Genomic DNA, 18,952 nt, shown 5'->3' with positions numbered 1-18,952 from the left:
TACTCTTCTTTATCCATATAAGGAGATTATTATGCACGCAGAAGCCTTTTGCCCCGGACATATAACCGGGCTTTTCTACATTCCACAACAAAAAGAAAACATACAGGAAAAAGGGTCTCTGGGAGCAGGACTCTCCATAGATAGGGGAGTAACCACATGCTGCTCCATAGAAAAAGGCTCAGGCTTCGAGGTCTATATAAACGACAAAGAGGAAGAAAGCCCTACCTTAAGTCTTGATGCACTGATGCTCTTTGCAAGAGAAGCCGGCGGATTGCCTGACGGTAAGCTTGTGATAAGACACACAACAGAACTGCCTATAGGCTGTGGTCTTGGAACAAGTGGAGCCGCGGCTATAAGTCTGCTCATCGCACTCAACAGACTGGCAGGTTCTCCTCTGGAAGAACTCAAGCTCTATCAGCTTGCACATAAGGCAGAAATACTTGCCGGCACGGGGCTTGGGACAGTATTAGGGCAGTACACAGGAGGCTGCAAGATAAGCATAAAGCCAGGAGCCCCCGGGATAGGAGAAGCCCTGAGCATAGAAACAACAGACATAAGTATTATAGCAGCAATATATGCTCCCATGCTTACAAGTCAGGCACTAGCATCAGAAGAAGTAAAAAAATCAATCAACAGCGCAGGAAAAACACTGCACAGAGAACTGGTAAACAATCCGACATTGGAAAATTTTATAAGAACATCCACACAATTCTCAGAAAAAGCCAATCTTTTTACGGACATGCTCAAGCCTCTGCACTCTGACCTTGCAAAAAACAACATTCCACACTCAATGCTTATGTTTGGTCAGGGGATATACAGCATTTGTCCTGAGGATGAGACAGCAGACCTTGTAAAATTCTACAAGGTACACTGCCCAGAAGAAAGACTTTATATATTTAAAATAACAGAAGAAAGAGGAAAACTGCTATGAGCATAGAAATTCCCAAGGACCATCCCAGATATCAATCGCTTATAAACAGAGAAAAGATAATAGATGGCATGCACAGCAAAGTAGTTGCCCCTGCAGGCCTGATAGCACACGGAAGGGGAGAGGCCTTTGATTACCTTATGGGAGAAAAAACCCTTCCTTGCGCACGCAGAGCAATAAGACAAGCTGCATATGCTTTTCTTACGGCAAAACATCCTGTCATATCTGTAAACGGCAATGTTGCAGCCCTGTGCCCCGAGCTCTTGGTAAAACTCTCAGAGATTAGCTCCGCTCCCTTGGAAATCAATCTATTCTATAGAGAACAGGGAAGAGAGGAAGCCATAGAGAAAGTTCTAAGAGAACACGGCGCAAAGAATATCCTTGGCACAGCAGGGCGCACAACTGCAAGCATTCCCGAGCTGTCCAGTAACAGAAGGCATGTGGACCCTGACGGTATACTTATATCAGACTGCGTATTTGTCCCCCTGGAAGATGGCGACAGAACAGAAGCTCTGGTCCGCATGGGAAAAACCGTAATCACTGTTGACCTAAACCCGCTCTCCCGCACAGCACGCATGGCAAGCATAAGCATAACGGATAACATCATCAGGGCACTCCCCCTGCTCATAGAGGACATAAAAAATAACAAAAACAATCCAAAAGCACTCTCAGAAGATTATGACAACAAAGAAATCCTTTCACAGGCAGTAAGAGCAATAGCAGAATACCTTACAGATAGAGCAAAAAACAAAGATTTCTGATTTTTAATATACCGAACGTAGGGACTGCGTTCTAAAAACACAGAGGCAAAGACGCAGTCCCTACTGCCTGCGGCACAAAAAAACAGGAAACTTTCATTTTGCTCCACTCCTGCCGGAGGCAGCGCGATGACGCTTTGCGTCATCGCGCGTTCGGTATAAAAAAATGGAAGCTTCACAGGCACATTACAGCAGATCATGGATACTGCCGCAAAACCATCCGATGTTTGTTACAAAAAATCTGCCAAAAAACGCGCAATATCATCCACACCGCTTTTATAACCAGCAGAGCGCAACCTGCCTGAGGCTTCCTCCAATCTCCTCCTGTAATTACCGGAGAAAAACTCCACAAGCTTAGCAGGCTTTTTAAAATACCAGCCATAACCATTGTCAGTAAAATGCTTGATTATAGCCAAGTCGTTTTGAGCAATCCAATCAGTAAAAATCACAGGTTTACAACACACGGCAGCCTCCATTGCAGTAGATGCGCCCGCCTTACCCATGACAACATCGCAAGAAGATGTAAGCTCAACAACCCTGTCTGTGTATTCCAACACTCTAAGACGGCAAACAGAATCGGCTTTTTCAAGGGCTTTCATCCGGCTGTAGAGCTCGCGATTCCTGCCAGCAAGGAAGATAATATTAAGTGGGAGATTGCTCCTTACAAGATGCTCGGTATAGGAAGCAACTTTACCAAGCCCCATACCGCCACCACTTGCAAGCAGAATAGGATTGGAAGGCTCAAGAGAGAACTCCCGGCATATAGCATTTCTATTGTTCCCAGCAGACTCAAAATCCTTTCTCACAGGATAAGGCAGAACAAATATGCGATCCTTCACAACTCCGTGTGAGGCAAGCCTATCCGCAGCCTCAGTACTTGCAACTATAAACGCATCCGCATCCTTCTCAACCCACCAGCTATAAGCATCAAAAGGGTCAGCAACAAAAACAACAAGCTTGTAATCAAGACCGTACAAACGCCTTGCATACGCTGCAACAAAACTGGATATAGTATAAGTGGAAAAAACAAGCTCAGGAGCAAAATCTCTTATAAACAGAGCTCCTTTCTCAAAAAAATCAGCATAAGCTACACGAGCATACCATCGGCCCGGAGCAGGCAGAAGCTCAACCAGCCTGTATAAAAAACGAAAAGCCCTATAATGCCGCCCTGCACTTTCCCAAGCCTTCTTGAGAGCTCTATCCGACACAAGAGCACCGGACTCACGTGCAAAATCGGAAACATGCAAAAAGAACTCCCCGGGAAAAAGCTCCTCCATAGCACGCTTTACAGACTCAGCAGGTGCCTTATGTCCGTTACCAACCTCAACCATAGCCATGAGAACACGCTTCATACAAAAAAGATACACCCCCAAGAAATAAAGTCAACATAAAATTTTACTAAATACAAAAAGAATATTACAATGAAAAAAACACAAAAAAGGAGTATCCATGGCATCAATAGAATACAAAAGCAAAAAAATAGAGACCAGACGAGGTGACATAAGCCATCAACCTGATTTGGAAGCCATAGTAAACGCGGCAAACGCCATGCTACTACCCGGGAGTGGCGTGGCAGGAGCGATCCACAGCGCAGCTGGAAACCAACTTGCAGAAGAATGCCGCCATCTTGCCCCCATATCCCCAGGTCAGGCAGTTATAACATCCGGATACAACCTACCCAACCGCTACGTTATACACACACTGGGACCAGTCTTTGGTCGCGACAAACCAGAAGCAGAAATCCTCGCAAACTGTTACAAAAACTCACTCACACTCTGCACACAAAAAAAGATAAGAAGCATCGGCTTTCCCGCAATATCCACCGGAGTCTTTGGATATCCAGTAGAAGAAGCAGCCCAAATTGCAATCCGCACGATAAAAGAGACAATTGACAGCAACCCCATCTACCCAGAGCACATAGTCATCGTGCTTTTCACGGCAAAAGACAAAGAAATACACGACCTTGTACTAAAAAAAATATTTTAGACCGAACGGGCTTACCTGCCCCAAGGCAGGCAAGCCCTGCCTACGGCACAAGAAAAGCCATTATCCAATAAAAGAAGACACATCGTACATCTTAAAAATAGCATAAGCAGGCTCTTCATATGGATGAGCCTCAAAAAAAGCACGCAAAACATCAGGCATAACAGAAGCCTCGCACACACACTCGACCTTAAGCTCCTCCACCTTCTCTACAGCACCATAAGAACCTATAAAAGGATTACTCCCGGCAAGAGGCCTAAACTGCCCAGTTCCCCTGGTCTCCCATGCACACATATCATAGCCCTCATAACGGCCCGCACCCGCAGAAAAAACAGCAGCCTTAACCTCCTCTGCATGAGAAACAGGCACATAGAACTCAAACCTGTACAAATCAGCCATAAACCCTCCCGCAAAAAACAGAAAAAACTATCTGCCGCTAAAAAAGTTTACAAACTTTCTCCGCTGATTATCCCGCATTCTCTCAAACTCACTGGCATCAACTATAAGCCCCCTTCCAACAGCCTCCTCAGCATAAAGCTCATAAACCTCAGGCTTAAGCTCATCCTTCTTACAAAGAAAAAAAACAAGCTCCCCATCAGTAAGAGAAGCAATTCGTTTTAACATCTCATCATGCTCATTCATACATTACTCCATAAAAAGTATACAGAAAAAAACAAAATACTCGCAATACATTTTTCCAAAGACAAAAAAAATATTATCATTATATCCATGAAAAAGATAATACAAGTAAAACACTGCTACAAAAGCTACGGAAAACTAAAAGCACTTACAGACCTTAGTTTTTCTGCAGAAGAAGGACAATGCGTTGCATTACTTGGTCCCAACGGAGCAGGAAAGACCACCATGATAAAAATACTTTATGGCAAAGCTATAAGAGATAAACATCCTGATACACAGATAAGCGTTCTAGGCTATGATCCGGAAAAAGACGAGATAAAAATAAAAGAACAATCCGGAGTAGTACAACAAGATGACAACCTGGATGACGAGCTCAACGTAGAACAGAACCTTGCCCTCTTTGCAAGACTTTACAGAATGCAAAAAGAAGAAGCAAAAAAAAGAATAGAAGAGCTCCTTGAGTTTATGGAGTTGACAGAAAAAAGAAAAGAAGCAGTAAAAGCACTTTCTGGAGGAATGAAAAGAAGACTGGTAATAGCAAGAGCACTCCTTAACAAACCAAGACTCCTTTTCCTTGATGAACCCACAACAGGACTAGACCCTCAAGTACGCCAACTCATATGGGACAGAGTAAGAAGCCTCAAAAAAGAAGGCATGACAGTACTTCTTACAACACACTACATGGATGAAGCCTATCACATGGCAGACAACATAATAATAATGGACAAAGGGAGAGCCCTGCTGGAAGGAAACCCAAGAGAACTTACCAGAACACAGATAGAACCGCATGTTCTGGAAGTAATGGAAAGCACGGATAACATTCCTGACATAGAAGGAATAAGAAAAGACAAAGCCGAGGGAAGGACTCTCCTTTATGCACAAAACGAAGCAGCCCTAAAGAAAGCAGAAGGAATACTTCCACCCGGCAGCTACTATCAGCGACCGACAAGCCTTGAAGATCTATTCCTCAAGGTAACGGGAAGGAGACTCAAAGATGGACAATAGAAACAAGCATTCCATGCCTTACAGACTTTATAGCGTGTGGTTCAGACACCTTAGAGTATACAGTCAGAACCTGCTTGCCAACGCGTTCCCCCCCTTTGCAGAGCCTATAATATTCCTTATGGGAATAGGACTGGGACTGGGTAAATTTGTCAACGATATCAACGGAGTCCCATTTGTAGAGTTTCTGGCAATAGGTATACTGGTAAGCCCTGCAATGTACACAGCATCCTTTGAGTGTACATTTGGCACATTTATAAGACTCAAATTTGATAAGATATATGACGGCATGCTGGCATCTCCAATAACAGCAAATGATTTGCTCATAGGGGAAATAATATGGGCAGGAACAAAAGGCTTTTTCTTTTCTCTATGCGTACTGCTTGTAATAAGCCTTTTCGGTATTTTTTCTCCTGCAACAGTTATAATAGCTCCTCTAATAGGATTTCTCACCGGCATAATGTTTGCAGCAATAGCCTTTATAATAACATCAATGGTGGCAAATATTGACCAGTTTAACTTCTATTTTACCGGAGTACTGTCACCTATGTTTTTTCTCTCTGGAGTTGTATTTCCTTTGGAAGGCCTCCCCTTGTGGCTGAGATGGATTTCGGAGGCCCTTCCCCTGACACACCCCGTAAGGATTTTGCGCTCTTTTTCGCAAGGAACATTAAGCATAACCAATCTATGGGATATAGTTTATATAATCATTATTAGCTTTCTTGCAGGCTGGTACGGAATAAAAAGACTAAAACGACAGATGATAGATTAAAAAAAGGCTCCCTACGGAGCCTTTTTTATTTACTGCTTATTGGTTTGTTCTTTTTCTAGCTGAGCCTGCTTTTCTATGGATTCTTTTAGCTGTCTTACGGATAACACTTTTATCCAGGCAGGTAGAGATGCTGCCTGTTCTCCATCATAATAAGAAATAATCTTATTAAAAAGCTCCTCCGCTTTTTTATAGTTTCCCTGCAAAAAATAAATATGGGCAATCTCATACTCAGAAGTTGCTCTTGCCTCCATATCGTTGCCATATCTGTCCAGTAAAGTCTGATAATAATATATGGCAAGCTCATAATCACTGTTGTCAAAGGCTTCCTGCGCCCTCTGGATAAGCTCGGCCTGAGAAATATTCTCAGGAACCTTTGGTGGCTCACTCTTACATGCAAAAACAGAAAAGACAAGTAAGAGAAGTAAAAAAGCTCGTGAAACTCTCATTGAAACACCTCTTAGTTGGATAATGAGCCCGGATTATCATCATGAACCGGCAGCGTTCTTTTTAGCTCCTTTAAAAACTCTGCTTCATCCCCCATAGGTTCATAATATTCGCAGTCATAGACAATACGTCTCATAACCGTAGAAAATCTGTAGAGCTTCTCATCCCCCATTTTTTTGCGCCACTGGCCTCTCGCGCATCTTACTTTTATGTCATAACCGGTGCCTGATTCTTTTGCCTCCGATGTGAGCTTACAATGCTTACAATTGGCACAATGTATCTTCTTTGCGCGGGATGAGACTGTAGAACCGGTTTTTCCCATCCTCTTCCCCCTTTGAGATGGTATATTATCATCATCGATATTTTAGGGTCAAGAGTTTAGTATTATCCCTTTAGCTTTGCAAAGAAATAAGACAAAGAACACATGTAAAATATAAAACGTTTCAATCAACAAAACACCCATTTATAAAAACAAAATAATATTTCATTATAATTAATTATATAAAAAGATTTTAATATGCTTAAATATTTTATTTGACATTGAACATATACAAAGGTATAATAAAAACGTTTCAAAAAACCATTTTTATAGGAGGCAAAAAATGAAGAAAGCCTTAGGCGTGCTTTTACTCATTTTACTTATCAGCTCTTATGTTTTTTCAACAGGCAACCAAGAACAATCCTCTCCTTCGGAGCTTCTGGATTTTACAACATGGAAGCTGCAGCTGCCTGTAGCTAACGAATCAAAAACTATGGTAAAAGAAGTGTATCCGGAAGAACTCATGGCCGGATATAAAGACGAGTATTTTTATCTGGACAAAAAAGAGAATGCAGTAGTATTCCGATCTCCTGTAGAGGGCTTTAAAACCCCCAATACGACTTACACAAGAAGCGAGCTAAGAGAATTAATTGACGGGAAAAACAATACAGTCAACTGGGGTTTTACGGGGACACACATCATGAGGGTAACAGAATCTGTTGGCAAGGTTCCATCCACAGGTAAGGTTATAGTAGCGCAGATACATTCCATATATCCCAACGGAGATAATGGTCCTGCAACAATAAAGGTAGAATACGACGGTATAGAAAAGCTCTTGGCAGTTAAAGTAAAGGTAGCTAGCGATAAGGATGCTGGAGAAGAAAAATTTTATTTTAAGGGAATTGAGCTCAATCAAAAATTTGATCTTGAGATAAAAATCATAGGTGGAATTTTTTATGCAATAGTATCAAGCGATGGCAAAACAGCATCTTATAGCTATCCACTACTTCCCAACGACCCCAACTGGACAGAATTCCTTAATTATTTCAAGGTAGGATGTTATACGCAAGACAGCAAGGCAGACTCCCCAGATGAAGAAGGAATGGTGAGACTCTACAGACTGGAGACTTTTCACTCAGATAAAGTAGAAGAGGTAAAAATAAAGGGGCTCAAAGTGGAACCTGAGGAAATAACACTGGCAAGGGGTGAGACAGCTCAGTTGCACCCGGTATTTGAGCCCATAGAAACCACTGATAGAAACGTCACATATCAGATAATAGACGGCAAAGGTACAATTGCCTTAAACAAAGACGGCATTATAACAGCAATAAAAGAAGGAATTGCTCATATAAAAGTTATCAGCAACAGCAATACCAATATAACCGCTCAAGCGACCATAACGGTTTCTCAAGCAGTAGAAAAAACAGCATCTTTGCTATATCAGCAAAACTTTGAGAATACGGATTTAAGTGCTCCAGAATTTAGCATATCAAATCTTGGAAGTGCCAACGTAAACATCAACAACGGTATTCTGCAGATTACAGATAATGATCCCTCCGGCAAAGGAATACTGGGCATTACTTTTCCAAAGCAAAATGACACAGTAACCATATCTTTGAGAATAAGATTGGACAGAGTTGATGTAAAGGAAAAAGGAACAAGTAAGGCTCAGGGTTCCTATCTATATGTTGTCATGGGTGGAAAAGACGAAGGATTTTTGGCCACCAGTGATGAAATGTTTAGGATACGCAACAAGTCCACATACAGAGGTGAGGAACTTTTTGAGCACAGATGGGTACTCACAACAACTTACATGGAACCTGATATTAACCCAGAAGCTGCAAAAACAGAGATTGGGAAATGGATGAATGTTACAATAATAACAACACCCAATAACGGAACAGCAAAGGCTAATACAACAGATGTTTACATGAACGGAATAAAAGTCGGAGAGGGAATAAAAAACAATAAAGTCTCTGATTTTATAAATCAGCTCAATATATATTCCGGAACAAAAGATCTCATAGACTTCAGCATTGATGATATTGAGATTTATGCGGGTGAAAAAATTCCAGAATCAGAAAACAATACTGCACCAGAAAAGATACTGTTGGGAGTTCTTCCTTCGTATATGGCTCCTGGAGACTCCGTTAAAATAGATGCTATGGTTATGCCAAAAGGAAGTTACGAGGTACTGACATACACATCTCTATCAGAAGACATAGCAGCAGTAAGCAATCAAGGGTTTGTTACAGCTATAAGTCCCGGATCAGGAATCATAAGAGTAGCAAGCAAAATTGATTCTCAGATATATACTGACTATAGATTCAAAGTCCTCTCTCCTCAGGATATGGTCCGCGTCAAGGATATTGTTCTGCCGGAGAAAGATATTACTATCAAGATAGGAGAAAAGACAAACATCAATGCTTCTGTAACCCCTTCTATTGCTACGGAACCTTCTTTAAAGTATGAGATAGCAGAAGGGGCAGAACACATTACAATAGACCAAGACGGAACAGTAACAGCCATAAAGCCTGGCAAAGCAGTAATCCGTATAATCAGTCTTGATAATCAAAAGATTTCTCAAAAATGTATTGTAAAAGTGATTTCTGACAAAGAAGCAGGAACCATTCTTTATCAAACGGATTTTAGCAGCAGTCTGGGAGATGAGTGGAGAACTTCAGCAGATAACAATACAGAATGCGCAATAGAAGATGGTGCTCTGCACCTTAAAGACAACAATATTGGAGGACAGCCCAAAGCATATATAACTTTTGAACCTCAAGCAGATACTTTTACGGTACAGTTTAGGATAAAGGTTATTGCCGATCCTATATACGATGAAACTAAAGTTTCTGCTGTTACATGTGGTATAGGTTCTGAGAAGGTAACATCAACTGCAAATCAGGCTTTCAGGTTCAAAACAAGTGCTTCCGTAGAAAACGGGGAGTTAACGGACAGAAGATTTATATACAGTATTAGCGAAAAAGACTATGACAGGGTTCCGGGGAATTATGAACTCAATAAGTGGTACACGGTTGCAATAACAATAACACCGGATAATGGGACTCCAAGGGCAAATACTGCAGACATATATATAGACGGGAAAAAGCTCGTTTCTGATGCTCCAAACAGAAAAGCAATGGCAGTAATAGATAAAGTCGTATTTCAGTCAGGAACAAAAGACCTGACAGAATATTATATTGACGATCTTAAAATCTGGACAGGTGATTATAATGATCGCTAAATGCTTTTTTACAATATAGGAATTCCCCCTCAGGAGGGGGCATATTTATTATTCATTAATCCCTCCTTTGAAGGGAGCTGCTACGCAGCTCCCTTCTCTATTATACAAGGCCATATATTTTTTTCTCTATGCCTGAGGGATACTTTGATGTGCAAGAGACTATACTATATATTCCTAACACAACAAAAACCAATATGAGTTTTATGATACCAATTGACAAAAGTGTAAAATAATTATATTATCCCTTACACACGCTGTGGTGGTGGAATTGGTAGACACGCTAGCTTGAGGGGCTAGTGGGCGTTAAGCCCGTGGAGGTTCAAGTCCTCTCCACAGCAAAGCTGCCTTATAGGCAGCTTTTTTTTTGCCTCCTGTTTTTTCTTAATAAAGAAGGCGCATGGATATCCATGCGCCGTTCGGTATAATGTTTTTAATGCTTTTTTGGTATCAGCCTGGAGGCCATTCCATCTGTCTTCCGCCAAGGATGTGTGCATGCAGATATTCTACGGATTGTTGTCCATATCGTCCCTGGTTAAAGACAACCCTAAAGCCATCCGAGGTGAGTCCCAGTTTTTCTGTAATGAGAGCTATGCGCTTAAGATACTCACCTGCATATTCTGTATCCATTGTTGCAAGCTCAGTGAGATTGGCAGCTTTTCTTGTAGGCAAAACAAGCACATGTACGGGTGCCTGTGGATTTATGTCCTTTATGGCAACTGCCACTTCGTCCTCATAAATTATGTCTGCCGGGATTTCTTTTCTTATGATTTTATCAAAAATGGTGTCTGCCATAACTCCTCCTTGTATGTGATTATCTCACAAAAAATCAGGCTTTGCAATCTTGTTGACCTCAAGAGTTTTCTGGCATATCCTTTTTTGTAATGCAGGAGGGTTTCTTGTCTGTTGTTATATATGTTTTTATGGCTTTTATTCTCGGTATTGCAACAGGGATAGGGATTTTTTTTATACGAGGGCTTCGTAGTTTTTTATTGAGGATTGTGCCTATAGGTATGGATAAAGTAAAAAATTCCTTTTGCAATACAAAGCGGGAAGAAGGCTGTGATAAGCAACAAGAGTACACAAAAGATGAAAACATAGATAAAAAGGAAGAAGATGAGTCTTTAAGGAGTATGGACTCAAGAGAGGCTGTCATTCTCTATATGTGCTATAAGGAGGCATTTCGACTGTTTAAGGATAATCCCCTCAATCGTGCCGGCAGAAGTCTTTGCAGTATTGTGGAGGAAGATTATGCCAGACTTTACAATAGAGGAGCAAGCTGTATTTTTGATATGGGTACTGAGGCATGTGCTATTTTTGATAATCAGAATGCAGCACTTAAGGCATGCACTGCCGCACTGTCTCTGCAAAAGAAGGAAGAGGGAAAACTTAATCCTAGCATAGGTATAACCCACGGAAAGGCTCTCATAGCAGAAATAAAGACAGCTTCTGGCAGAAACTCAAAGGTCCTAGGAGAGGATGTATTCACCGCACGAGAGCTTGCTTATGCTGCAACAGAGGGAAACATAATTTTGTCACGTGATTTTTATAACAGTGTGAAAGAAACAGTAATAGCAGAGGGTCCCCAAAATCTAAAATACAAAGACAGGGAAGGATTTAGCCGGGTTTTTATTTTAAAGGGAATAAGGGATAACAGATGATAGTAAATACTGCAAATATCACAGAAAAAACAACAGCAATATTCTATCTGAAACCGGTAAAAACAAACTTAGAACAAAGCATACAGGCAATTGATAATATATACGCAAGCAAGTCTTATCTCCTTACTGTATTGTTTATTGCAATAATTGTTGCTCTCATTTTTACAATCGTTTTTATCCTGATTAAGAAAAAAAGCCCTATAAAAAAGAACTTGGAAATAATATCCTCAATGCGTGCGGGAATAAGTATAAAACTCCCTAGAGACTATGCAAGAAGAATGCTTTTTGCGATACAGCAAGCAGAAAGCAGCGGTGAGACAGGCAGGCTTGTCTATGTTCTGTCACCAGGCTGTTTTGCACAGATAAAAGCATCGGTGTGTATAGATAATGCAACAGGAAGACAGACAGTGTTTTCCGATACAAGGATAATGCACGTACACCCCTTGGCAGAAGAAAAAACAGAGAAAAGCATAATTACAACAATAGCAATAGACTATAGCAGAAAATACAGGACAGACTATACAGAAGAACAAGAAAGCGTATACAGCTTTGAATCCGCAAGAACCATATGGAAAATATATCGCAGTGCAAATATTACATTTGAGAACCCATTAAAAGACCCCCTCTGCCCGTATTGTAAAACCCCACTGCCGGAAGAAGCTGACAGCCCTCTGTGCACATATTGTGAAAAAGACCTTAGTACCGGTGACACAGCTCCGATACTATACGATATCCAGAGCCCTTTAACTACAGCAATAAAAACAGTATTGGATACAAAACTTGGAAAAACAGAAGCAAAAGATATAGAAACAGAAGACAATATAAAGGCTCTCATCTTATCGGCAATATTTCCAGAGGCAAACATAAACACAAAAAAAACCATAATGACTATGGAGGCAAGAGAAGAAATAACAAGGCTAATAAGAGCAGGTAATCTTTTCCCATTTCATTTTAACATTAACTATACAAAAACCCTTCCCATAAAAGAAGAAGGGAGGATATCACTGCTTGTGGGTATCACATTGACGCGGGCTCTTATAAAAGAAGATCTATTTGATATAGTGGACCCAGTCCCCATAACAAGACATTATATACTGGAAGGACACCAAGAACATAATAACACAATAATAGAAAGCATAATTTCTCTGACACAACAGGAAAAAAATCCGTACTACAAAAAAATCAGAAACATAATAGACAACATGCTTTCATCAGAAGAAAAAGCAAGCCTTATAATAAGCTCCATTCTACTTACTCAGCAGATAAGCATACCAGAAATATCGGAATCAATGGAAAGCCTGATACAAAAAACACGCACAACAACCCTCATACGTCACAGCCTGCCATACATAGCTAGGGGGAAACAAGGAATCCTGCTGCCTGCAAGCAAAACCGCAAAAAACAAACTAAGAACACAACTTGAAAAATTCTCATCATATCTAAAAAAAACAACAATAGAAAACACATATCTGGAATATTTTAAAGAAATACTTACAGAATAAAAAAAATAAAATATACTATAAAAAAACAATAAGGAGAACAGCATGAAAAGCTACAGAAAAGAACTATGGTTTAACACAGCGGAGAGGATATCCTTTGTCAACATAACCCAGGACGTCCAAACAGCAGTAAAAGAAAGCGGCATAAAAGAAGGCCTATGCCTTGTAAATGCAATGCACATAACAGCAAGCGTATTTATCAATGACAATGAGTCAGGTCTTCACCAGGACTACAAAGAATGGCTGGAAGAACTAGCACCACACGAGCCGATATCACACTACAGACACAACCTTACAGGAGAAGACAACGGCGATGCGCACCTCAAGCGTCAAATAATGGGAAGAGAAGTAGTAATCGCAATAACAGATGGGAAACTAGACTTTGGGCCATGGGAACAAATATTTTACGGAGAATTTGACGGAAGACGCAGAAAACGTGTATTAATCAAGATAATAGGAGAATAAACCGAACGGCAGGGCTGAGCCACGCAAAAGAACAAAAAGGGCTCAGCCCTACCTGCCTGAGGCAAAAAGACAAAAAAGAATCCAATCCTTAAGACATATAAACTAAAAAAACAACAAACACATAAAAGGCAGTCTCCAAACAAACCTATAGTACAAAAAAAATAATAACAACACAACAATGGACATACTACAAACATAAATTTTTTCTTGACAGAATAAAAAAACAGATAGAAAATGTTATCGATAACAATAAATTTTTTGGGGAGGCGATATGAAACACCTTTTTAAGACTGCTGCTGCATTTTTGTTGGTGGCAATACTCCTTTCCTGCACACTTCCGACATCGGAACAAAGTGCAGAGAATATAAACAGAGCGATAAAAAGCTCTACATCCGCAGGCGCAGATTACGTAGACAGCGATACTGCAATGATATGGCTTACTGATACATCCATAGAGTGGGCAGACATCCATTATTCTATCAACTCCGGAGCACAACTAAATATTCGCATGCAAAAATCAGGCTATACATTCTCATATACAGTGGACAATCTAAGTCTTAACGATATTGTCAGCTACTGGTTTACTATAGGTTATACAGATGGAGCCCAAGACACTGAAACATATAAATACACCCATGTACAATCCACATCTACATCTTCCGATTCTTTTACTGTAGAAGCAGAGGATTATGAATATATGAGCGGCATACAAACAGAAACCTGCTCAGAAGGAGGACTCAATGTAGGCTGGATTGATGCCGGAGACTGGATTGCTTATCCATCCAGATATTTCTCAGGTGGCACTTATACCATAGAATACAGAGTGGCTAGCCTCTCTGGCGGAGGCAAGATAAGTGCAGACCTTGATGCTGGAACAATACCACTTGGAGTAATAGATATCCCCTCCACAGGAGGATGGCAAAACTGGACAACAGTGACACAGCAAGTAAGCATCCCAGAAGGAGAGCATTCTTTTGGTATATATGTGCCTGCAGGAGGATACAATATCAACTGGATACGCTTTACTCCAGACAGTACAACAGTCCCCACCCCCACTCCTACGGGTGGTGTAGACACAAATCCTGCCTTTATAGACCTAAAAAGCGGCATGGAAATGACAATACAGTTTGACAACAAAACAAACGGACAAATAACCAACGACAGAATATATATCGCCGTTATAGGCAGAGACAATACGGACAGATGGACTTATCTAAAACCAGATGGCAGCACAGTAGCAATAAATGCAGGAGAGAACAGCGAAAACTGGTTCTTCCGTCTGGATACTATAAACGGTTTTCAGGTTCCTACAGTATACACATCTGTCAGACTGTATATGTCCATAGATGTCCCTCTCAACATGAGTGCCGTAACAGATGCTACAGGCAATGTTGGAATAGTGCAGCCCAATCTGGCAAACCCCTCTGATCCAAACCAGAATATAATATTCGATTGGGCTGAGTTTACTGTCCACAGCGGAACTTTCTGGGGCAATACAACTCAGGTTGACCAGTTTGGCTTTCCCTATACTCTTGCCGTATACAGCGATAACGGAACTCTTGCAAAAAAGACAGGTATAGAGCTTGGAAGAGAAGAAGTCTTCTCAAGATTCTCTTCTTATGTACCGTCAGAATTTACAAGCCTTGTAAAATACCCTTACAGAATTCTTGCTCCTGGAAAAGGAGACTTTGGAGAAGACGGGATATATGCAAACTATTTTGATTCTTATGTGGATCAAGTATGGCAGCAGTATAAGACACAAACCTTGTATGTAAGCCATCCTCTTGGAGATTTTGAGGCACGCGTTCTATCTGATGACAGGATGGAGTTTACCCGCACCAGTGACGGGCAGAAGTTCTATATAAGCGGCAAGCCCAATGATACAGAAATTCTGGAAGGCTCTGGAGTGCTTGCATCGGGCAATACTGTGGAGCTGGCACTTGAAGCTTGGGTATGTGCTGCTTTTAACCGACATGTTATGCATTATCCTAGCTCTTCTTATTGGAACAATCCCTCCTATTACTATCAGTCAGGACCTGCCAACTGGTATTCTGCTTTCTGGCATTCTATCAGCCTTGGTGGTTTTGCCTATGGTTTTTGCTATGACGATGTAAATGACCAAAGCACACTCATAGAAGCTCATTCTGTAAGAGCGGCTGTCATAGAAATTTTCTGGTAACTTTTCTTCTGGCCTGAGGCAGCAAAGGGGCGCAAGTATATCTGCGTCCCTTTGTCTTATATATAAATACTCACATTCTTTTTATACCGGTTAAATCACAACATACTGTCAAGCAAGTTATTTACTGTTTATTCCCTGCTCCCCTGACAAAAAAAGTTTCACTTGCCTTGCAGAAGATGTGCCTGTGGACATCCTGACTTTGCTTTAAAAAACTCTTTATACCGAACGTCGGGAGCGCGCCAATAAGGCAAAAAAAGAAAGCAAGGTGCGATCCCCTCCTGCCTGCGGCATGCACGAGTCCGACAACCCTGCAATTCTCTCTGTTTTTCTCCCGCCTGGAGGCAGCACTGACTGCTAAGCAGGCTGTGCGTTCGATCTGAGGTATAAAATTGTTTTGTTTTTATCAAAACGGGAAGAATATCACTGTTAGAAGTTTGTAAATCATAGAGAAGACACTGCAAGTTCATCCAGAACTACGGAGAACTCACTTCCACCAATTATGACTACGCTCTTTAGAATAGAAACAGTGTCTGTTTCTACAGGAATCGCTACCACAGGAATATCATTGACGCTCAGTATCAGTTTTATAGTATTGTCCTGTTGCAGAGAGGGATACAGCTTTATATAAGCAACTTGGTCTGTAAACAGCTCTCCCAGGCTGTAAGAAGTTTCTTTGTCCTCATTCTTGATATCAAGCACAATGTTCCCATCAGAAGAGACAGAAATAACCACGTCCATTTTGGAGAGATTTGCAGTAATAAAGGGCTCACTCTTAGGGATAGCAGCATCTTGCGTATTGACAGATCTGATATCCACAAGGGCCTTTAGCTCAAGCCTCCAATCAACATCTGGAAGGGTGTTCTCTGAATCCATATCGATAAGCTCAAGAGAAAAAGAACTGTTTTTTGTGAGATAATAACCAAAAACCCCTCTATTATAAGCTATATCAGGGTCTCCGTTGGAATTGAGATTATACAGTGGAATCTTTATATCCGGAAAAGAGGCATCATCCGTCATATCTCCTCTGAGATGGTATAATGCATAGTATTTATTATGAGGTTTTAATTCGTTGGGAAGAGGTGACGGATTATCCTGAACAACAAGCGTAGCTGTTGCAGAAAAAGGAGATTTCACATCAGCAGGAAAATTATCACCACTTTTTACAAAGGGATACAGCTCAGCAACAACAGGATATATCCCTTCTTTTTTAGGAAACATAATCCTGAGCATATTGATACCACTCCTTACATCCTGCAGAACAGAGGAGCCATCTGAGTATGAAAGTTTTATCATACCGTATCCGGAGTATGGTATATCTATGCTTAACTGCACAAGTCCTTTAGAAGCAGGCCTGGAAACAGACGGCCTAACATACATATATTCTATGGAAAAGTCGTAAGAATCAGGATTGTAGAAAATCACATAGCTCTTAAAAACAGATTGGACACCATCTTCTGTAAATACAAGGTCTACAGTATACCAGCCCGGATCAGCATTGTCAGGGAAAGTCAGTTTTTCATCCCAGACCTCTGCACCTTCTTCCAAATTGACAGAATAAGAGCTCACAAGTTCACTAGACATAGTCTTTATGCTGACAGTAAGCCCCAGCTTAGAATCAGATACGCTAGTTCTGCTTATATTTACAGAGAAAAGAGAGCCTACTACTGAACCATCGTCTATCCCAGACACAGTTATAGAATCATCCGTTATAAACAGGGATTGAGAACAGGAAGCAATAAGAAACAATAAGAGTATAAGAAAAGCGCTTTTCTTCTTCATCTGTTTAAATTATACCACTATTATCGGATTTTGTCCAAATGTTAGTTAGCCTTATGATCGTTTCCACAGCTTTTTGCATTGCGCTAAGTGCTACCCACTCATGCACAGAATGCATAAGCATGGCGCCCGTAAATATATTGGGAACAGGCATTTTTAGCTCTTCTGCTATTCTTGCACCATCGGTACCCCCCCTTATTTTTTTCCTCAGCACCTTACCACAGCTTTTGTTTACAGCAATCACTGCATAGTCTATCACCTGCCTGTCCCTGTCCGAGAATTCTCCCATATTCCTGTATTGGGTTGTAAAAGCAACCTGTACACTACCGCCCGGGAAAGAAGCTTCTACAGCCTTTGCATAAGCAAGCACAGCATCTTGTCTCCTCTCTATCTCGGAAAAATCAAAATCCCGTAGGAAAAGCTCCAATCTTGCCTCGGAAACAGAACCGTTTATTGCCAAAGGCAGATAAAAACCATAATCTTCGTCCGTAGCCTCTGGGCTCTCAGAACGCGGAAGCATAGAAACAAACAAGGCTGCCATGCTTACAGCATTGACAAGTAGCCCCCTTGCTGTTCCAGGATGCACTGGTACACCTTTAAAAATAAGCTCTGCCTTTACAGCATTGAAACAATCTGTCTCAAGCTCTCCTTCAAGACCGGCATCCATAGTATAACAGGCACAGCCTTTTATCCTATTATAATCCAACCCACTAGTACCTCTGCCAGATTCCTCATCGGGAGTAGCAACAAATAAAACAGGACCATGTTTTATCTCAGGATGAGAAAGAAGAAAATCAAGAGCAGAAACAATAGCAGCCAATCCAGCTTTATCATCAGCCCCAAGCAAAGAAGTCCCGTCCGAGGTTACAATGGTATCACCTTTATAGAGCAATAGCTCGGGAGACTCCTCCGGTAAAATCGTCCCATTCTTTAGTCTTACAGGCCCTCCGTCATAATTATCATGCACAATTGGATTTACAATTTCTCCGGGAGCATCCTCTGCTGTGTCCACATGGCTAAAGAACGCTACGGTCCGTACATCCTCACAACCGGAAGAAGCAGGAAGAAAAACATACAGATACCCATTTTCATCAAGCTCAGAAACAAGTCCCAGTCTATTACACTCAGCATCAAGAAGTTTCAAAAGCTCCCACTGCCCTTTGGAGCTGGGAACAACAGGATTATGTCTATCACACTGAGAACCTATACTTGCATAAGATAAAAAACGCCTGAGAATATTGCTTCTTAGAGACTCTTTTTCTTTTTCTATTATATTATCAATAAAATCACTCATAAGCTAATGATACACACAAAGAACAATCCCGTAAATAGATAAAATATTT

The 18,952-nt window shown here is 41.1% G+C and carries 18 protein-coding genes and 1 tRNA gene; 11 read left to right on the top strand and 8 right to left on the bottom strand.

Annotation, left to right across the window (positions count from 1 at the left end; genetic code table 11):
* The first annotated feature begins 31 nt into the window (after positions 1 to 31).
* On the top strand, positions 32 to 931 hold the full coding sequence (locus tag WKV44_03430; GenBank protein ID MEM5947589.1) for a GHMP kinase: 900 nt from the start codon (positions 32 to 34) through the stop codon (positions 929 to 931).
* Positions 928 to 1,689: a 4-phosphopantoate--beta-alanine ligase gene (locus WKV44_03425; protein ID MEM5947588.1), complete on the top strand. Its 762-nt coding sequence runs from the start codon at positions 928 to 930 to the stop codon at positions 1,687 to 1,689. Before WKV44_03430 ends, WKV44_03425 begins: the two co-directional genes overlap by 4 nt.
* Positions 1,690 to 1,916: 227 nt before the next feature.
* On the opposite strand, the gene WKV44_03420 is transcribed toward WKV44_03425, so the two are convergent.
* Positions 1,917 to 3,038 (bottom strand): glycosyltransferase, encoded by a 1,122-nt coding sequence (locus WKV44_03420; protein ID MEM5947587.1) that lies wholly within the window; start codon positions 3,036 to 3,038, stop codon positions 1,917 to 1,919.
* Between the two features lie 97 nt (positions 3,039 to 3,135).
* Here WKV44_03420 and WKV44_03415 point away from each other — a divergent pair, with 97 nt between their 5' ends.
* Positions 3,136 to 3,672, top strand: a complete 537-nt coding sequence (locus WKV44_03415) for a macro domain-containing protein (protein ID MEM5947586.1) — start codon at positions 3,136 to 3,138, stop codon at positions 3,670 to 3,672.
* Between the two features lie 60 nt (positions 3,673 to 3,732).
* Here WKV44_03415 and WKV44_03410 read toward each other — a convergent pair whose 3' ends face one another.
* Positions 3,733 to 4,068 carry an NGG1p interacting factor NIF3 gene (locus WKV44_03410; GenBank protein ID MEM5947585.1) on the bottom strand — a complete coding sequence of 112 codons (336 nt, stop codon included), beginning with the start codon at positions 4,066 to 4,068 and terminating at the stop codon, positions 3,733 to 3,735.
* Between the two features lie 27 nt (positions 4,069 to 4,095).
* Entirely contained in the window at positions 4,096 to 4,311 is a 216-nt protein-coding gene (locus WKV44_03405; GenBank protein MEM5947584.1) for a hypothetical protein, read from the bottom strand.
* Positions 4,312 to 4,398: 87 nt separating this feature from the next.
* On the opposite strand from WKV44_03405, the gene WKV44_03400 reads away from it, so the two are divergent.
* Together WKV44_03400 and WKV44_03395 are read left to right on the top strand one after the other, a co-directional pair.
* Positions 4,399 to 5,313 (top strand): ABC transporter ATP-binding protein, encoded by a 915-nt coding sequence (locus WKV44_03400; GenBank protein ID MEM5947583.1) that lies wholly within the window; start codon positions 4,399 to 4,401, stop codon positions 5,311 to 5,313.
* Positions 5,303 to 6,082: an ABC transporter permease gene (locus WKV44_03395; protein ID MEM5947582.1), complete on the top strand. Its 780-nt coding sequence runs from the start codon at positions 5,303 to 5,305 to the stop codon at positions 6,080 to 6,082. Before WKV44_03400 ends, WKV44_03395 begins: the two co-directional genes overlap by 11 nt.
* Positions 6,083 to 6,111: 29 nt before the next feature.
* Here WKV44_03395 and WKV44_03390 read toward each other — a convergent pair whose 3' ends face one another.
* Together WKV44_03390 and WKV44_03385 are read right to left on the bottom strand one after the other, a co-directional pair.
* Complete coding sequence (locus tag WKV44_03390; GenBank protein MEM5947581.1) at positions 6,112 to 6,528, bottom strand: tetratricopeptide repeat protein; 417 nt, start codon at positions 6,526 to 6,528, stop codon at positions 6,112 to 6,114.
* Positions 6,529 to 6,539: 11 nt separating this feature from the next.
* Positions 6,540 to 6,848 (bottom strand): hypothetical protein, encoded by a 309-nt coding sequence (locus WKV44_03385; GenBank protein MEM5947580.1) that lies wholly within the window; start codon positions 6,846 to 6,848, stop codon positions 6,540 to 6,542.
* A 280-nt stretch (positions 6,849 to 7,128) separates the two neighbouring features.
* Between WKV44_03385 and WKV44_03380 the strand changes: the two genes are divergently transcribed.
* Both WKV44_03380 and WKV44_03375 read left to right on the top strand, forming a co-directional pair.
* The gene (locus WKV44_03380) at positions 7,129 to 10,032 is read left to right on the top strand and encodes a polysaccharide lyase family 7 protein (GenBank protein ID MEM5947579.1); all 2,904 of its coding nucleotides are present in this window, start codon (positions 7,129 to 7,131) and stop codon (positions 10,030 to 10,032) included.
* Positions 10,033 to 10,285: 253 nt separating this feature from the next.
* Positions 10,286 to 10,370 (top strand) — tRNA-Leu (locus WKV44_03375).
* A gap of 109 nt (positions 10,371 to 10,479) precedes the next feature.
* On the opposite strand, the gene WKV44_03370 is transcribed toward WKV44_03375, so the two are convergent.
* Positions 10,480 to 10,824 (bottom strand): histidine triad nucleotide-binding protein, encoded by a 345-nt coding sequence (locus WKV44_03370; protein MEM5947578.1) that lies wholly within the window; start codon positions 10,822 to 10,824, stop codon positions 10,480 to 10,482.
* 104 nt (positions 10,825 to 10,928) lie between these two features.
* Between WKV44_03370 and WKV44_03365 the strand changes: the two genes are divergently transcribed.
* The 4 genes from WKV44_03365 (at position 10,929) to WKV44_03350 (ending at position 15,833) form a co-directional block, all read left to right on the top strand.
* The gene (locus WKV44_03365) at positions 10,929 to 11,690 is read left to right on the top strand and encodes a hypothetical protein (GenBank protein MEM5947577.1); all 762 of its coding nucleotides are present in this window, start codon (positions 10,929 to 10,931) and stop codon (positions 11,688 to 11,690) included.
* The gene (locus WKV44_03360) at positions 11,687 to 13,192 is read left to right on the top strand and encodes a hypothetical protein (protein MEM5947576.1); all 1,506 of its coding nucleotides are present in this window, start codon (positions 11,687 to 11,689) and stop codon (positions 13,190 to 13,192) included. Before WKV44_03365 ends, WKV44_03360 begins: the two co-directional genes overlap by 4 nt.
* Before the next feature lie 42 nt (positions 13,193 to 13,234).
* Entirely contained in the window at positions 13,235 to 13,654 is a 420-nt protein-coding gene (locus tag WKV44_03355; protein MEM5947575.1) for a secondary thiamine-phosphate synthase enzyme YjbQ, read from the top strand.
* Between the two features lie 271 nt (positions 13,655 to 13,925).
* Positions 13,926 to 15,833: a beta-1,3-glucanase family protein gene (locus WKV44_03350; protein ID MEM5947574.1), complete on the top strand. Its 1,908-nt coding sequence runs from the start codon at positions 13,926 to 13,928 to the stop codon at positions 15,831 to 15,833.
* A gap of 441 nt (positions 15,834 to 16,274) precedes the next feature.
* Here WKV44_03350 and WKV44_03345 read toward each other — a convergent pair whose 3' ends face one another.
* Positions 16,275 to 17,612: a hypothetical protein gene (locus WKV44_03345; protein MEM5947573.1), complete on the bottom strand. Its 1,338-nt coding sequence runs from the start codon at positions 17,610 to 17,612 to the stop codon at positions 16,275 to 16,277.
* A 4-nt stretch (positions 17,613 to 17,616) separates the two neighbouring features.
* The gene (gene pepT, locus WKV44_03340; GenBank protein MEM5947572.1) at positions 17,617 to 18,903 is read right to left on the bottom strand and encodes a peptidase T; all 1,287 of its coding nucleotides are present in this window, start codon (positions 18,901 to 18,903) and stop codon (positions 17,617 to 17,619) included.
* Between the last annotated feature and the right edge of the window lie 49 nt (positions 18,904 to 18,952).

Source organism: Spirochaetia bacterium 38H-sp (genome assembly GCA_039023545.1).
GTDB lineage: Bacteria > Spirochaetota > Spirochaetia > Winmispirales > Winmispiraceae > Rarispira > Rarispira pelagica.
Note: the sequence above shows the minus strand (reverse complement) of the source record. Positions and strands in the feature narration are given on the sequence as shown.

Excerpts from the sequence above, each read along its gene's own strand:
- WKV44_03425 (MEM5947588.1), top strand. The coding sequence starts at position 928 with ATGAGCATAGAAATTCCCAAGGACCATCCCAGATATCAATCGCTTATA.
- WKV44_03420 (MEM5947587.1), bottom strand. The coding sequence starts at position 3,038 with ATGAAGCGTGTTCTCATGGCTATGGTTGAGGTTGGTAACGGACATAAG.
- WKV44_03410 (MEM5947585.1), bottom strand. The coding sequence starts at position 4,068 with ATGGCTGATTTGTACAGGTTTGAGTTCTATGTGCCTGTTTCTCATGCA.
- WKV44_03390 (MEM5947581.1), bottom strand. The coding sequence starts at position 6,528 with ATGAGAGTTTCACGAGCTTTTTTACTTCTCTTACTTGTCTTTTCTGTT.
- WKV44_03370 (MEM5947578.1), bottom strand. The coding sequence starts at position 10,824 with ATGGCAGACACCATTTTTGATAAAATCATAAGAAAAGAAATCCCGGCA.
- WKV44_03430 (MEM5947589.1), top strand. The coding sequence starts at position 32 with ATGCACGCAGAAGCCTTTTGCCCCGGACATATAACCGGGCTTTTCTAC.
- WKV44_03385 (MEM5947580.1), bottom strand. The coding sequence starts at position 6,848 with ATGGGAAAAACCGGTTCTACAGTCTCATCCCGCGCAAAGAAGATACAT.
- WKV44_03345 (MEM5947573.1), bottom strand. The coding sequence starts at position 17,612 with ATGAAGAAGAAAAGCGCTTTTCTTATACTCTTATTGTTTCTTATTGCT.
- WKV44_03395 (MEM5947582.1), top strand. The coding sequence starts at position 5,303 with ATGGACAATAGAAACAAGCATTCCATGCCTTACAGACTTTATAGCGTG.
- pepT (MEM5947572.1), bottom strand. The coding sequence starts at position 18,903 with ATGAGTGATTTTATTGATAATATAATAGAAAAAGAAAAAGAGTCTCTA.
- WKV44_03405 (MEM5947584.1), bottom strand. The coding sequence starts at position 4,311 with ATGAATGAGCATGATGAGATGTTAAAACGAATTGCTTCTCTTACTGAT.
- WKV44_03355 (MEM5947575.1), top strand. The coding sequence starts at position 13,235 with ATGAAAAGCTACAGAAAAGAACTATGGTTTAACACAGCGGAGAGGATA.
- WKV44_03360 (MEM5947576.1), top strand. The coding sequence starts at position 11,687 with ATGATAGTAAATACTGCAAATATCACAGAAAAAACAACAGCAATATTC.
- WKV44_03380 (MEM5947579.1), top strand. The coding sequence starts at position 7,129 with ATGAAGAAAGCCTTAGGCGTGCTTTTACTCATTTTACTTATCAGCTCT.
- WKV44_03350 (MEM5947574.1), top strand. The coding sequence starts at position 13,926 with ATGAAACACCTTTTTAAGACTGCTGCTGCATTTTTGTTGGTGGCAATA.
- WKV44_03400 (MEM5947583.1), top strand. The coding sequence starts at position 4,399 with ATGAAAAAGATAATACAAGTAAAACACTGCTACAAAAGCTACGGAAAA.
- WKV44_03415 (MEM5947586.1), top strand. The coding sequence starts at position 3,136 with ATGGCATCAATAGAATACAAAAGCAAAAAAATAGAGACCAGACGAGGT.